Source organism: Cognaticolwellia mytili, from assembly GCF_002104475.1.
Classification (GTDB): Bacteria; Pseudomonadota; Gammaproteobacteria; order Enterobacterales; family Alteromonadaceae; genus Cognaticolwellia; species Cognaticolwellia mytili.
In genome coordinates, this window is record NZ_NBOF01000002.1 from 327,485 (window position 1) to 343,086 (window position 15,602).

Here is a 15,602-nt window from a genome sequence, read left to right on the forward strand (position 1 = left end):
TAAATAAAAAGCTAATACATATAGGTGTATTAGCTTTTTATAGAAAATACAATCGACGAATCATTTTTCATAAAACAAAACTTTATCGCATCGTGTTTTAAATATGCTGCCCGGGTTTTTATTACATCTATGACCGCTGTTATAAACTTTTTCAATATGTTTTCAAATGAATTATTCGTATAATAATACTTTATTACTTTTCATAAATATTTTGACAAACAGTAACAATCAAAACTCGACTATCAACGTTAATCATAGATTAAGGTTTTTCTTATAGCACAGAAATTAATAGCCTAGTTAAATATGAAGTAGGTGAAAAAATTGAAGAATAAAGAAACTAACTGGACTATTTGCCTAGCATGTCAGGGGCGTGGCAAAAAAAGTAAAGGGCTCCGTAAAAAAATTAAACTGCGCTATCAAAGAGAATTAGATGAATTTGAAAAGTTCAATCGTGAAGGAATAGCACCCGTTCGCCCTAAAGGCCACCTCCATACATGTACAAACTGTGAAGGCGTTGGCTTATTACCTGCCGCTACTCATCCTTTAGCTGACAATGAAAATTACCCACACATTGCCATTATTGGTGGTGGAATAGGTGGTGTAGCACTCGCTGTAGCTTGTTTGCATCGAGGAATTCCTTTTACACTTTACGAGCGTGATAGTGACTTCGATGTGCGTTCTCAAGGTTATGGGCTAACGTTACAACAAGCGAGTAGAGCAATTGAAGGCTTAGGAATTTTTTCATTGGAAGATGGTGTCGTTTCAACTAAACACGTTGTTCATACCACCGAAGGAAAAGTCATTGGTGAATGGGGGATTAGAAAATGGGGCCAGTCAACGTCAAAAACAGCTCCCAAACGCACTAACATCCATATTGCTAGACAATCATTACGTTTAGCCCTACTTAAGCAACTAGGCGATCAAAACTCAGTGCGATGGAATCATCAACTCCTTGATTTTAAAGAATCTCATGACGAAGGAGTGAGTTTAAGCTTTCAAGTAGCCGGGGAAATTAAACATGCCACTGCAGATTTAGTTGTTGGGGCTGATGGTATTCGTAGCACTGTACGGAAACTATTGATTGGCGAAGATGCTTCGCCATTATGTTACTTAGGCTGCATTGTTATTTTGGGTATCTGCCCTTTAGAAAGTATTCAAGATGTTGTTAGTAATTTGCTAGACTCCGCCACGGTGTTTCAAACCGCTAATGGCAATGAGCGGATCTACATGATGCCTTATACATCAAACTCAGTGATGTGGCAGCTTAGCTTTCCAATGCAAGAAGACGACGCCAAAACCTTGAGTGCTAAAGGCCCACAAGCGCTCAAAGAAGAAGCAAATCGACGATGCCAGTGGCACAACCCTATTCCTCAAATTCTAGCGGCAACTCAGGCAGCACAAATTTCCGGTTATCCAGTGTATGACCGAAAACCACTTGCCGCAGAGTTGTTAGAAAATGGCCAACAAGTTACTTTAATCGGCGATGCCGCTCATCCTATGAGCCCATTCAAAGGACAAGGAGCAAATCAAGCGCTGCTAGACGCACTAGCCTTAGCTCGAGGGATCACAAAAGGTTGTCGGCCACAATCTCAATGGCGTGAGCTTGGGATCAGAAACAATGTATTAACCGAGTTTGAAGCGGAAATGCTGCAACGTAGTGCGACCAAAGTAAAAGATTCTGCTGCAGCCGCCCAGTTCCTGCACTCGGAAACCGTATTACATGAGGGTAACGAACCAAGAGGTCGTTGTTTAAAGAAAAGTGAAGATTAAAGGGTCAAATACAACAAGTATCAATGTAGAGTTTAAAGCGCTGAGCTTGCAATAAAAGCAATTAAAAAAGACGCTACTTAGCGTCTTTTTTAATAAAAATAAAACAGCTCAATTTAGCTTACTGAATTCACTTTAAAATAAGCTATTTGTTGCTTTAAATTATTAGCTAAAGTACCAAGCGTTAATGCTACATCATTATTTCTTTCTAATGAACGTGTAGAAGAATCGGCCATATCAGCAACACTTTTCATGCCTTCATATAAACCATCAATGGCAACAATTTGCTCTTTCGAGGCATCAACCACTTGGCGAACATTTAATAATGAATCATTCGCTTGGTTTTCAATGGCTTTTAATAATTCGGCAGAATCAACACCTAGAGCAAGTCCTTTCTCAATTTTAGGTAATGTCGATTCCATTGCTACAACTGAATCAGCCGTTTCTTTCGTTATTTCGGTTAGCATAGCTTCAATTTCTGAGGTTGCTGAGCCTGTACTCTGCGCTAAAGTTCTGACTTCATCTGCAACTACCGCAAAGCCTCGACCTGATTCGCCTGCCCTTGCCGCTTCAATCGCCGCATTTAATGCTAATAAATTAGTTTGGTCTGATATGCCACTGATCACCGAAATAATACCGCTAATATCTTTAGTGCGCTGTTCAAGCTTTTGAAGTTTATCTAGCGCACTACTTACCGTAGTTAACACCTTCTCAATTTCCTCCGCCGTCGCATTAACTGATTCACTGCCAGCAGTACATGAGTCTAATGTTTGTGAGGAGTTTTGCTCGGTTTGCACCAATAATTCCGACACTGTGTAGGTTTTATCGCGCATATCGTTGAGATTTTCTGTTGCTAGTACTGTGTATTCACGCTGCTGTTGTACTAATGCCAGTACATCAGCGGAGCCTGTTGATACAATATCGATTTGACTATTAATTTCTTTTGATGCCCCTGCTATATTAGCCACAGTTGAGCTTAATTGGCTTTGCGTTTTCTTTAACGAGAATAAAACACTATTTTCATAACGCACTTCAATACTTTGTGTTAAATCACCTTCTGCAACTTGCGACAATAAGCGTGCAACTTCACTCGGTTCGCCATCAAGGGAAACTCTTAAACCTTTTGCAATACGGTAAACAATAAAGCCACTAATAAGGAATGCAATAGCCGTCAACGCCAGCATAACACCTTCAAAACTTGCAGCAGTTTCTCGCACCATTTTAGTCGCTTTTTGGTTTTCAATTTCTTGATAGTCGATAAATTGATTAATCGCCGCTAGCCATTCAACAAACGCTGGTCTAACTGACGCTAACAGTAATTGCTCTGCTTGTTGCTTATTACCTTGTTGAACTTCAGTGACAACACGCTCAACCAAGGGCATAGTTTTTCTTTCGATACGTTTAATGATTTCAAGAATGTTATTTTCACTTGAGGTCGAGCCCTTCATCATAAGTTGATCAAGTGGCACGCGCGATTCATTATAAAACGCCTCTAAGCGGGTAATATCTTTTAAAGTGCTCTGTAATTCATGGCTCTCTCGTACTAAAACCACATCACGTATTGCAATAGCTCTATCATGCACACTACCACGAAAGTTTATCGCGTGGCGTTGCTTAACCGAGTTCATATCTGTGATCATTGTCATCGACTTATCGATAGCATTAACGCTATTAATGCCAACGATAGTGATCACTACCATCATCAATATTACCGCTCCAAAGCCAATCAGGAGTCGAGTTTGTACGGTTGCGCGGGTAAATAAGTTAAACATTGGATAGTTAGCCTTTAGAGATCAGTAAAGTTTATTTTTGATAAACACTACTACTATAAAAATATTTAATAATAATGTTATCACTAATAGACCTTTGCTAACAAAATAGAATTTCATTCTAATCTCAGCAACATAAAACACTTGAGATATTTTAAAAAAAAAGCAATACCTTACAATTTTTAATAGTTGATATAAGTAAGGAGGAATTCAGGATTTATTAGCGACGACACTAAAATGATATGCTAAAAATGTTGTTCTCTGTTCATTACTACCAAAAAATACAAGATCCAAAGTAGCGCACAAAGTATTAACTCAGAATAAAAAATAAACATTCGATACTTATAAGCACCTGAAAGTTTAAAATGACTAAGTAATAGTACCTAGTCACTTTTGATCACTACTTGCGTCACTATACTAATAAGCGAGCCATTAACTTACCCTGTGTAGAGCACAAATTTTGTTACCTGAAGGGTCACGAAGATACGCAAGATAAAGCTTGCCTATAGTACCTTCTCGAACACCTGGAGCATCTTCGCAAGCAATGCCACCATTAGCAACACCGGTAGCATGCCAAGCATCGGCTTGCTCAGGAGATGTTGCAGCAAAACCGATAGTGCTACCATTGCCATTGCAGGCTTCTTCACCATCAATCGGCTTAGTTAAAGCAAAAACGCCAGTATCAGTAAAATAAAAGCATCGGCCCTTATCATCCATAACGCCAGGCTTATGACCTAACTCACCTAAAATTGCATCGTAAAACACTTTCGATGCCTGCACATCGTTCGCACCAATCATGATATGACTAAACATTAACTTTCCTTTTATTGAAGAATGGTAGCAAGAGCATTAACTAAGTAATTGAATAAACTATCTAGCACTTACTATGAAAAAGCATTGTGATCAGCATGCCCGATCAGCAACTAAGAAGACAATAATAATTTGATATAAATGAGAAGATTTCAATATTTTAATCACAGCTAATGCCAATTAAATTCAGTAAGTGATCAATTATAAGCGAGAATAAATGTTCAAAAGTAAGACGCTTGATTGATTCTTACATGGATGTAAATCAGTAGAACAATGTAGGAACATATCGTCGAGCAATAACTATCTATTAGGATTGAAAGCAACGCAGATATTAGATAATTAGGCCACTTTAGAATGACCAATTATTTATTTCAATTGATATAAAACACGCCAACAAATTGAATTTCACAAAAAACTAGCCTATTTCGCTGCTCATTTGGCGACCAATTTAGTCAAAAACTTGTGTAAATCGACTTTTTACTCTAATTATTGAAAATACAGCTTGCAAACGATAATCACTATCATTAACATTCCCGATCACTTAATGCTCGCTGCATTTTACCTTAGAACAATAGTTAATAATTTGGAGATTAATATGAAGTACTCACCGCTGTTTTTAGCAATTTCTATGGCCACGCCACTAGCCCATGCTGACAGCAAATCGATAGAAGTTATCGAAGTTACCGGAAGTTATTTTAACGATTACAAAGTAGATGAAGCTAAAGGCGCTATGCGTACAGATGTCTCACTACTTGAGACGGCGCAGTCAGTAACTGTAATTCCGAGTACTATTGTTGAAGAACAATTGGCGACAACTTTAGGTGAAGTACTAACTAACGACGCGAGTCTTTCAGCAGGTTCAAAACAACGTAACCGTGAAGTTTTTAACCTCAGAGGTTTTGAACTAAGTTCATCAAATGGTTATTTACGTGACGGACATCAGCATTGGTCGCATTATCAACAGCCAATAGAAACATTAGAAAGCGTGGAAGTTATTAAAGGCCCTTCTAGTATTTTATATGGTCAATCTGGCCCTGGTGGCTTAGTTAATATGGTAACTAAGAAGCCAACAGCAAGAACATTGCTTAATATCGGTGCTGATACTGACCAGGAAGGTTCAACTCGTTTCACTTTAGACGCGGGCGGTGCATTAAACGATGAAGAGTCACTTAGATATCGTGCCAATTTAGTTAAGCAAGATGTTACTTATCAACGTGAATATCAAAATGGTGACCAACGTGAACGTGATCGTTTTCTGGGCGCTTTAGTTGTTGATTATGATGTATCTGACGATCTATCTCTGCGCGTACATTATGACTACACCAACGATAAAGCCGGTTTAGATACTGGCGGTTGGCTAAATGAAGATGGCGACTTGATTGGCGACCGTAAAACTATTCGTGACATGTCTTGGGCATTCACTGATATCGATGTAGAGAACTATGGTGCCGATATTAACTACAGTATTAATGATAATTGGCAGGTTGCCATTGGCTATAACAAGCAAACATTCGAACGTGAACGTTTTGAATCTGCCGCTAAAAAACCAGCTAATTTCAACGAAGGTGATGAGTACACATCAAAACCATATGACCGCTTTGATGACTGGCAGTTCACCACTAAGTTTATCGATTTTACTGGCGAGTTCGACTTTGCTGGTGTTAATCACCAATTGTTAATCGGTGCAAATTCACTTGATTATTACTATGGTCAACTTAAAGTTAAAGCTTCATCAGTGACTTATTCTACCGGCCAAAGCGAACCCGTCAAACCTGATATTGACTATAGAGATGACGATACTTTATATACTAGCGAATATGATTATTACGGTGTTTATTTGCAAGACTTAGTGACTTTCAATGATAACTGGCAGGTTTCATTTGGTGGTCGTTATGATAAACAAAACAAGGAAAATGCTGATAGTGAATCATTTTCACCTAAGTTTGGCGTGCTTTATCACCCTTCAGAACAAGCAACAATTTATTACAGCTACACAGAGGGTTTTGAGCCACAAAGAAGTGAAACCTTAAATAATGATACCGATATTAACCACGGCATGAAATTAGATGCGATGGAGTCAAAGCAAAGTGAAATCGGTGTAAAATGGCAGCTAGTTGATGACAGGTTATTATTAAGCGGTGCTATTTTTGATATCAGTAAAAAAGGCAAGTTGATCAGTGAAGATATTGATCACCCTGAATTTGAAACACGCACAACACAAGCAGGAAAACAACGCCATAAAGGTTTTGAATTAGGTGCCCAAGGTGCGATAAACGATAAACTATTTATCATGTCTTCACTGATTAATATTGACGCGGAGTATGAACAAGACGAAAACTATCAGGGCAAAACGCCAAGAGATGTACCTGAGTGGTCTGCGGCCTTATGGTCTCGTTACGAATTCACTGAAAAGCTTGCTTTCAATGCTGGTGCATTCTATGAAGGAGCTCGTTTTGCTGATAGTGCCAACACCATCGAAAAAGATAGCTACACACGTATTGATGTTGGTGCAACATATCAAATGGATATAAGCAACCATGAGCTTAACCTACGCTTTAACATCAATAACTTGCTAGACAAAAAATACCTTATTGGCGGTGGTACTAGTAGTGTAACGGCAGCTGATGGTATTAGTTTTCGTGTTGCTGCACAGCTAGCATTTTAATTACTAACAAGTTTAAGCTTTCGGCGTGTTGATATCTCAACACGCCTTTTTGTTTATATGTATTTAATAACTAGTGCCAATAATAAATTTCAAAAATAAGCATGAGTAGTAATGAAACCATCAAAAAAAACACTAAACCTAGCACGACTGATACATGTTTATGTTTCTATGGCCTTGCTAACTTTGCTGCTATTTTTCTCAGTTACAGGCATAACGCTTAATCACCCTGAGTGGTTTCGAGATCACCAACCGCAAGTTATAGAAATAGAAGCCACCATTAAAGGCGTACAAAAACTCACTCTAGAAAATGACCTAGTTACTACTGAGCAACAACAAAAAATCACCACTGAGCTAGAACAGACTTTAGCTATTTCATTAGCCAACGCTAGCATCGAATTAATGTCTGGAGAATTGTTCTATAGCATCAAGCAAGCAGGTGAAAGTGCCAGTGTGTCCGTTGACTTAGCTTCTGGAGAGGTGTTTTTTGAGCAAACTCATTACGGCTGGTGGGCAGTGCTAAGTGATTTACATAAAGGCCGAAACACCAGCAATTTTTGGGGTTGGATTATTGATCTTTCTAGTCTACTTTTTATTATCTTTGCCATTACAGGCTTTATTTTAGCAATGCCACAAAAGCGCTTTCGCAGAACATTACTGCTCAGTATTGGCAGTACTATTTTTGCCCTATTTAGCATTATTTACCTAGCCTAAAGGAACACGACAAACCTGATGAGTACTTTATTTTCACATCGCGCCATTAAAACCGTTTTACTGGTTTTTCTCCTGTTATTAGTTTCCGTATCGCAATCATCACAAGCATATGAAAGCAATGCAGGCACACTGGCAATAAAGCTCGAACTCAAACAGCAACAAGGTGAATATCACCCACCTTACGTAGCGGTTTGGCTTGAAAACAACGACAGAAAATCAGTTCGTACACTGCTACTTTGGCGTAAAGAGCCTAAATGGTTAAAAGATATTCGTCGCTGGTGGCGAAACGTCGGCAGGAAAGATGCTGAATTAGTTGATGCAATTACCTCAGCGACTCATGCTGCTGGTAGTTTCCCACTTTCGTTCAAGCTTACCGATGATGAACAACACGCACTTACCGAAGGTGACTACACCCTTTACATCGAAGTTGTTCGTGAAAAAGGTGGTAGAGCACTACTTAAACAAAAGTTTTCTTTAAACAATCAAACTCAACAATTCACCTTAAAAGAAACCGCTGAAACTGGCGAAATTACTTTTACTGTTACCCCCTTAGGAGCAAAAACATGAACTTTAAAAAAGCAACATTAGTGATGCTAGCCCTTGCCGTTAGTAGCCAAGTTAGCGCACATTCACGCTGGATATTACCAAGCCATTTCACACTTTCTTCAGAGCGTGGAGAGTGGGTAACATTAGACGCTACAGCGTCAAATGAAGTGTTTAATGTTGATAAAGCACTGAGTATCGACCCACTAAGCATTTTAACGCCATCGGGTAAAAAATCACGTCCTTCTTCAGCATACAAAGCTCATAGAAAATCAGTTGCTGATTATTTTATCGAAGAAAGCGGTACATATAAAATTACTAATAATTCAACACCTAGTTACTTTTCAACTTACAAAGTAGGTGATAAACGCCACCGTGCTCGCGTAAATAAAATGGAATTAAAGTCACTAGTTCCAGCAAACGCAACTAGCCTGCAAACCGCCTACGGCCTTACGCGAATTGAAAGCTACATCACCATGAACAATCCTACTGAGAACTATGCGATTGATGGGAAATTCTTAGAATTATTACCTAAAACACATCCATCAGAAGTGGTAGAAAATGAACCCGCAACTTTCGTATTTACTTACAATGGCAAAGTGCAATCGGGCGTCGAAGTTGAAATCACCCGTGATGGTGCTCGTTACAGAAACAATCCAGAAACATTAACAATGAAAAGCAATAACAAAGGCGAAATTACTTTTACCCCAATGCATGCTGGCCGTTATTTACTAATTGCTGAGCATGAACAAGATGCAAAAAACAAAACACTTGCTGACAAAGAACACGGCGGCGTATTCCTTACCTTTGAAGTACAACTACAATAGAATGTTTCTTTAAAATATAAGTATTTAAGGAAGGGCTGCGGTAAAACGTGGCCCTTTTTGTTTATTGTTCATCACATTCATTGCTATGATATCACCTCAACCTTAATTGAGGTTCAAGCTCATTATGAATAAAATTAAAACAGATCTTTCCATTGGCGAAGTGTCAAAACGCAGCGGTGTTGCTATTTCTTCAATTCATTTTTATGAGAACAAAGGACTCATTTGTTCGCATCGAAATTCCAGCAATCATCGCCGCTTTTCACGTGATGTTTTACGAAAAATATCAGTAATAAAAATTGCTCAAAAGTCTGGGGTTCAGCTAAAAGAGATCAAAGAAGCACTAGCGACTATTCCAGATAATAAAACCGTAACTCTCGATGATTGGACTAGGCTTTCAAAGCAATGGCACAATCAACTCGACGAACGCATCAACCAACTTATCGCCTTGCGCGATAATCTTGATAGCTGTATTGGTTGTGGCTGTTTATCAATTGACCGTTGCAGATTGGCCAATCCGTACGACACATTAGGCGACTTAGGCCCCGGCCCTCACCTTAAACCAGATGGTGTTGAATACGAAAATGCGTCACCAGAAGGTGATGAGTGTTTAAATAAAAGTAGTTAGAACTCACTATATTAAACTAAAAAATCACAGTTTATTTTTATTGTTAGCATTGTATTTAAAGTCGGCATTAAATAATAAAACTTGCTTGTGAACTTAAAAAAAGCATTAAATTTTAGCTAGATAGTACAATTGCAACCGCTGGTTGACAAATTAACAACTTGACTTGCTAGTTTGCAACTAACTGATTTCCTAAGATTGCAGCTCAAAAATTAACAAAGGAAAACCCTTATGATATTAGCAGACAAAATTATCAGATTAAGGAAACAGCTGGGCTGGTCACAGGAAGAGCTGGCAGAAAAAATGAATATTTCTCGACAGTCAGTATCTAAATGGGAAAGTACGAATAGCATTCCTGATTTAAATAGAATAATTAAGCTAGCTGAAATTTTTGACGTTTCAACTGACTTTTTATTAAAAGACGAACATGAAGTATTTAACTCTGGCGATGAAAGTAAAGACACTAATATTCTACAGGTGAGTTTAGAGCAGGCAACAAAGTACGTTGAAACTAAAATAGAAGTTTCAAACATAGTTACCAAAGGCGTTACGCTTTGTGTATGCTCTGTAATACCGTTATTTTTCTTTTTAGCAATGGCTGAAACCAGCAAGTTAGGCCTGACTGACGATATCGCAACAGCTATGGGTGTTGTTAGCATTTTGGTCATGGTGTCTATCGCAGTAAGCTTTTTTATAAAAACCAACCAATATGAAAGTGATGTAGAAGTTATAGACAATGAAGAGTTTGAGTTGGCCTATGGCGTGCACAGTGTTTTCAAAGAAAAACTACAAAAATTTAAACCCAGCTACAACAAAAGGCTATCAATCGGTATATTCCTATTCATCGTCAGTTTTGTGCCACTGATGGTTGTTAACATGTTTTCTAATGGCAGTGATGTCGTTTTAATGATGTTAATTGTCCTGATCCTCATGATAGCGGCAGGGGTTTATATTGTCGCACCGATATCAGCTCAATACGACGCATACAACAGCATTCTAAAAGATACTGGGGGAGATACAGAAAAAAGTAAGCGTACTAAAAGAGCAGAAAAACTCGCTGCGTTTTACTGGCCTTTACTTGTCGCTATATTTCTTGGCTGGAGCTTATGGACAATGAATTGGGCAGTAACTTGGATAATTTGGCCTGTCGGAGCGGTACTTTTTGTAGCTTTAGTCGGGCTAATGGAGCTATTAGAAAAAGAGCAGTCTCGGTAACAAAATATATTCGCTCCTGCGCATTCATGCGCTCGCGTAATACACGATTCTTGAATATAAAAAACCGAAAAGCTTCACAACTTTTCGGTTTTATTACATGGCTCTACTTAAAGTATTGCTTAAGAAGCATTCTTCAAGGGCTGTTTAATTTTAGTATCAGTAGATTCTTTCGCTAAATCATGGGTAGTACAAGCACTACGATTTTCAGCTATCCATAAATAGAACACAGGTAAAACAAACAAGGTAAAAAACGTACCGATTGCCATACCCGCCACCAAAATAATACCAATACTATTTCGAGCTTCAGCGCCAGCACCAGTAACTAACACTAATGGGAAGTGACCAAGTATCGTCGCGGCTGTGGTCATTAATATTGGTCGTAAACGTGTTGTGGCCGACTCAATAACTGCATCAAACTTACACTTACCTTCTTCTTGCAAATGATTAGCAAATTCAACAATCAAAATACCATTTTTAGCGATTAAGCCAACCAAAGTCACTAAGCCAATTTGCGAATATATGTTGATAGTAGTTAGCTCTAAAAACGGCAGTAATAACGCGCCTGATAACGCTAAAGGCACACAACCAAGCAAGATAACTAAAGGATCTCGATAGCTATTAAACTGAATTGCCAATACCAAGAAAACAATCATCAACGAAATACCCATTACGGTAATTAGGCTATTGCCTTCCGTTCTTATTTGTCGCGATTCACCCGCATAATCTAAGTTATAGTTATGCGGTAAAATATTCGCCGCTGCAGTTTCTAACGTTTGTAATGCTTGTTCTTTAGTAACCCCAGGTAGAATACCGCCATAGATTCTAAAAGAATTTTGCTGACCAAATGAACCTAAAGTTCTCGGTACAGTACGATAGTTAATTTCGGTAAATGCTGACACCGGAATTAACGCACCTGAAGGTGTTTTCACGGTTAAATCTAATATTTTCTCTGGCTGTGATGTAATGTTATCAGCCACCATCGGAATAACCCGATATGCCTTACCATTTGCATCGAAACGATTAACATAATTGCTTGAAAGGTAAGTTGATAACTGACTACTCACTAACGACACATTCATGCCTAAATCTGCAATTTTTTCACGGTCTAGCTTTAATTCAATTTGCGGTAAATCGATTTTTAAATCGGTATCAGCATAAAGGAATTGTCCACTTTGAAACGCAGAGCCGACGAGTTGATCAGCATAAGACTTCATTTCACTATATGGCGCTGAAGACTTAACGACTAATTCAACATCAAATTGGCCTGCCGTTGGCAATGGTGAAGGCAAAATCGGTAACAAATCTAAGCCTTCAGAATTGGTTAAACGACCATAAACTTCAGGTAACATTTCTTGTATGCTTTTCGTGCGCTTGTCATTGCCTTCAAATTCAAGGCCACCAAAACCACCGCTACTTAAGACAATTTGCCAAAGCTCTTTACTACCTTCGGTTTCAAGTAAAGCATCTGCCACACTTTCAACGTTGTCTTCATTATATTGTAAGGAAGCATCTGGCGGTGATTGTACAACGATAAACACGCTACTTTGATCTTCAGTCGGTGCAAGTTCTTTTGCTGACATTAAGTAGAATGGCACAACTAATAATGCAACGATTAGCGCAAGAAAGAACAACTGCCCTTGCCAGTGAAAAGTCTTTTGCAGTAATCGACCATAAAAGTTTTGCAGGTGTTCAAAAGCGTGATTGACCTTAACGGTTAACTTACCTTCTTTGCCCCCTTCACTCGATACATAAGCACTCATGATAGGTGATAAGGTTACCGCGACAACGCCAGATATAATGACCGCAATTGCTAAGGTAAAGGCAAATTCTTTAAATAGTACACCTGTTAAACCAGACAAAAAGCCAATAGGTACGTAAACCACAGCAAGAGTCAAAGTCATGGCAATAATAGGGACTAATAATTGTCGAGAGCTCATTAATGCTGCTTGCAAACGAGGAACACCTGCACGCATATGTCGAGCAACATTTTCAACAACTACAATGGCATCATCCACCACTAAACCAACCGATAATACTATGGCTAATACTGTTAACAGGTTCAAACTAAAGCCCATCAACCAAATCGCCGCAATGGCACCAAGAATGGAAATGGGAATAGTGATCAACGGCACTAATGCGGCTCTAAATGACCCCATCAAAAGGACAACAACAATACCGACTAATACGATAGTTTCCATTAATGTTGTGACAATTTCTTGCAAGGCATCACGCATGTAAAGCGTGCCGTCGTAAGCAATATCGACCTTCAGTTCAGGCGATGTGGCATTAATTTCATCCAGCACTTTATAAAGTTTGTCACCAATAGCAATTTCATTGGCGCCAGGTAATGGCCAAACCGAGATGTATACGGTGTCTTTACCGTTGAACCGAGCTGTGGCACTGGCTTCTTCAGCGCTATACTCAACACGTGCAACATCCTTTAAGTAGACTAGTGTTTCGTCACTTTGTTTGATGATCAACTGCTCAAACTCACCAACAGACGACATTTGAGTATTAGCAATAATATCTATTTTTTGACGAGAGTTTTCTGCATAACCTAGTGTAGAAATGCGGTTATTGTTGCTCAGTGCTTGGTAAACTTCATCGGCACTAACATTGAAAATATTTAAACGGTCAGCATCAAGCCACACTCGCATAGCTGGTGTTCTTGCCCCTTCAATACCAACCTTTTGTACACCTTCAATATTATTAATAATCGGGTTAATTTCACGAGTTAGGTAATCAGTAATTTGCGCTAAGGTTGAGCCTTCAGCAAGTACATTGAGATAAAACACAGCAAACGGTCTATCCGTTCTTACCACGGTAACAAATGGATCTTCAGCGCCAGTTGGCAATTCAAACTTTATTTGATTCAAACGGGTATTTAGTTCAGCTAATGCATTAGTACTGTTTTGATTAAGCTGTAGCCAAGCCGTTACTTTACTTTGCCCTGAGCCAGTACTTGATTCAACAAAATCAACACCTGGTACTGTTGACGCTACACGTTCAATTGGATCAGTAACAAAACCTTTAACTACGTCCGCAGAAGCACCAGTATAATTAGTGGTTATTTCTAGCGAAGCACCTTCAATTTTAGGGAATTGTAGTACTGAAATAGCATTAACAGCCCATAAGCCCACTAAACAAATAAATATCGATAATACCGTCGACACCACCGGCTTACGGACAAATATGTCCATCAGACGACTTTGGGAGGATAATTCTTTAATCATGAGTATTCCTATCCGCCCATTTTTTCGTTATCAAAACGAATTTTCAGACCAGGGCGTAATTTGAATGAGCCTTTAGCTGCTACTAATTCATCCAACGCTAGCCCTTCATTGACAATAACTTGCTCGTTTACTCGGTCGCCTAAAGTCACTTTTTCACGACTTGCACGGTAATCACCGTTTTCGTCTTTTACCAACTTAAAAATATATTCACCCAATTGATCACGCACAATAGCTAAACTAGGCACCATAATCACTGACTGCGCAGATGTAATAGGTACAGCAACTTTAACTAATTGATTAGGCTTAACTTCCAACTCTGACTTAAGCACTTTCGCGCGATATTTAAGTTGACGAGAGTCTTGTGTTAGTAAAGGTTCTACTGAACTAATCACGGCAGCACTACTTACACCAACTAATGAAGAAGCACCACTAGCCGTTACTTCAACAGTACTGTTTATCGCTAATTGCGGGTAAATTTGCGGCACTTTAAAGTCGACCCAAATGAAATCATCAATACCAATTAAGTCAGTAATATCAGTATTACTGTCAAGAAATTGCCCAACACTAATATTGTGAATACCAATACTGGCATCAAACGGCGCAACAATAACTTTTTTCGCAATAATCGCTTCTAAGCGGGCAATATCAGCTATGGCAATACGATACTCAGCTTGAGCAACATCAACATTTTCTTTACTGATACGCTTTTCTTTCGCAAGTTCTTGATAACGCGCTAAGGTTTGTTGCTTTAAAATTTTAGTAGCTTTAGCTGATGCCAATGACGCCAACTCTTCAGTGTGCTCTAACTCAAGTAACACTTGACCTTTTTTAACAACATCACCTGAGGCAATATTAAGTTTACTTACCTTGCCAGCAAGCTCATTTTTTAAAGCGATATACTTTACCGCATGCCCTTCACCAATCACTGAAAGTTGTTTTTGGTAGTTCGCATTAACCGCACGAAAAGCTTCTACTTTCGCGCTTGGCTCGGGGCCAGACTGCATTTGTTGATTGTTAGACAATGAATCTTTGTAATAAAACAGCCCGCCAACAGAAGCAGACACAATAACAACAACACTAAGCCAAGGGATTAATTTCATAAGATCTTCCTAATTTAAAATATCGTCGCAATTCCATGCCCACGACATTACTACATTTAATTTTTTCACAGCATAAGACCTCAACTATAGTTGAGGTCAATATATTATTTATAAATATTTTCTAACTACAGATCCATACAGCATTAATATAGATAGTCATTTCAGCAATCTAATTTCAAGTACCATGCATTTTATCTTAGCACTATTCTAACATTGACTCAGTCCATTACTTAATGATTATCCATACTTAATTTCCTGCACAATGGCAGCTTTACTCAATATTAAGAAACCATTTAGCAATTTTCTGGTCATAACTCCCAAATGTCATAACTGTCCAATA

11 protein-coding genes are annotated in these 15,602 nt (G+C 38.7%); 7 read left to right on the plus strand and 4 right to left on the minus strand.

Annotated features, from left to right (window positions below):
- Positions 1–321: 321 nt before the first annotated feature.
- Positions 322–1,770 (plus strand): FAD-dependent oxidoreductase, encoded by a 1,449-nt coding sequence (locus tag B7C41_RS06370; protein ID WP_085297962.1) that lies wholly within the window; start codon positions 322–324, stop codon positions 1,768–1,770.
- A gap of 113 nt (positions 1,771–1,883) precedes the next feature.
- On the opposite strand, the gene B7C41_RS06375 is transcribed toward B7C41_RS06370, so the two are convergent.
- Together B7C41_RS06375 and B7C41_RS06380 are read right to left on the minus strand one after the other, a co-directional pair.
- Positions 1,884–3,539, minus strand: a complete 1,656-nt coding sequence (locus tag B7C41_RS06375) for a methyl-accepting chemotaxis protein (RefSeq protein ID WP_085297963.1) — start codon at positions 3,537–3,539, stop codon at positions 1,884–1,886.
- 429 nt (positions 3,540–3,968) lie between these two features.
- Positions 3,969–4,349 carry a VOC family protein gene (locus B7C41_RS06380; protein WP_085297964.1) on the minus strand — a complete coding sequence of 127 codons (381 nt, stop codon included), beginning with the start codon at positions 4,347–4,349 and terminating at the stop codon, positions 3,969–3,971.
- 592 nt (positions 4,350–4,941) lie between these two features.
- On the opposite strand from B7C41_RS06380, the gene B7C41_RS06385 reads away from it, so the two are divergent.
- From B7C41_RS06385 to B7C41_RS06410, 6 genes are all read left to right on the plus strand, one after another.
- Entirely contained in the window at positions 4,942–7,011 is a 2,070-nt protein-coding gene (locus B7C41_RS06385) for a TonB-dependent siderophore receptor (protein WP_085297965.1), read from the plus strand.
- Positions 7,012–7,122: 111 nt separating this feature from the next.
- A complete protein-coding gene (locus B7C41_RS06390) occupies positions 7,123–7,722 on the plus strand; it encodes a PepSY-associated TM helix domain-containing protein (RefSeq protein WP_085297966.1) in 600 nt (199 codons plus the stop codon).
- A gap of 18 nt (positions 7,723–7,740) precedes the next feature.
- Positions 7,741–8,289 (plus strand): DUF2271 domain-containing protein, encoded by a 549-nt coding sequence (locus B7C41_RS06395; RefSeq protein ID WP_085297967.1) that lies wholly within the window; start codon positions 7,741–7,743, stop codon positions 8,287–8,289.
- Complete coding sequence (locus tag B7C41_RS06400; RefSeq protein ID WP_085297968.1) at positions 8,286–9,092, plus strand: DUF4198 domain-containing protein; 807 nt, start codon at positions 8,286–8,288, stop codon at positions 9,090–9,092. Before B7C41_RS06395 ends, B7C41_RS06400 begins: the two co-directional genes overlap by 4 nt.
- Before the next feature lie 124 nt (positions 9,093–9,216).
- On the plus strand, positions 9,217–9,717 hold the full coding sequence (soxR, locus tag B7C41_RS06405; protein WP_085297969.1) for a redox-sensitive transcriptional activator SoxR: 501 nt from the start codon (positions 9,217–9,219) through the stop codon (positions 9,715–9,717).
- A 228-nt stretch (positions 9,718–9,945) separates the two neighbouring features.
- On the plus strand, positions 9,946–10,929 hold the full coding sequence (locus B7C41_RS06410) for a helix-turn-helix domain-containing protein (protein ID WP_085297970.1): 984 nt from the start codon (positions 9,946–9,948) through the stop codon (positions 10,927–10,929).
- A gap of 119 nt (positions 10,930–11,048) precedes the next feature.
- Here the strand turns inward: B7C41_RS06410 and B7C41_RS06415 are convergent, their stop codons facing one another.
- Together B7C41_RS06415 and B7C41_RS06420 are read right to left on the minus strand one after the other, a co-directional pair.
- Positions 11,049–14,162: an efflux RND transporter permease subunit gene (locus B7C41_RS06415; RefSeq protein WP_085297971.1), complete on the minus strand. Its 3,114-nt coding sequence runs from the start codon at positions 14,160–14,162 to the stop codon at positions 11,049–11,051.
- A gap of 8 nt (positions 14,163–14,170) precedes the next feature.
- Complete coding sequence (locus B7C41_RS06420) at positions 14,171–15,262, minus strand: efflux RND transporter periplasmic adaptor subunit (RefSeq protein ID WP_085297972.1); 1,092 nt, start codon at positions 15,260–15,262, stop codon at positions 14,171–14,173.
- Positions 15,263–15,602 lie beyond the last annotated feature (340 nt).

Coding starts and splice junctions, on each gene's coding strand:
- B7C41_RS06400 (WP_085297968.1), top strand. CDS start 8,286: ATGAACTTTAAAAAAGCAACATTAGTGATGCTAGCCCTTGCCGTTAGT.
- B7C41_RS06380 (WP_085297964.1), bottom strand. CDS start 4,349: ATGTTTAGTCATATCATGATTGGTGCGAACGATGTGCAGGCATCGAAA.
- B7C41_RS06415 (WP_085297971.1), bottom strand. CDS start 14,162: ATGATTAAAGAATTATCCTCCCAAAGTCGTCTGATGGACATATTTGTC.
- B7C41_RS06395 (WP_085297967.1), top strand. CDS start 7,741: ATGAGTACTTTATTTTCACATCGCGCCATTAAAACCGTTTTACTGGTT.
- B7C41_RS06410 (WP_085297970.1), top strand. CDS start 9,946: ATGATATTAGCAGACAAAATTATCAGATTAAGGAAACAGCTGGGCTGG.
- B7C41_RS06420 (WP_085297972.1), bottom strand. CDS start 15,262: ATGAAATTAATCCCTTGGCTTAGTGTTGTTGTTATTGTGTCTGCTTCT.
- B7C41_RS06390 (WP_085297966.1), top strand. CDS start 7,123: ATGAAACCATCAAAAAAAACACTAAACCTAGCACGACTGATACATGTT.
- B7C41_RS06385 (WP_085297965.1), top strand. CDS start 4,942: ATGAAGTACTCACCGCTGTTTTTAGCAATTTCTATGGCCACGCCACTA.
- soxR (WP_085297969.1), top strand. CDS start 9,217: ATGAATAAAATTAAAACAGATCTTTCCATTGGCGAAGTGTCAAAACGC.
- B7C41_RS06375 (WP_085297963.1), bottom strand. CDS start 3,539: ATGTTTAACTTATTTACCCGCGCAACCGTACAAACTCGACTCCTGATT.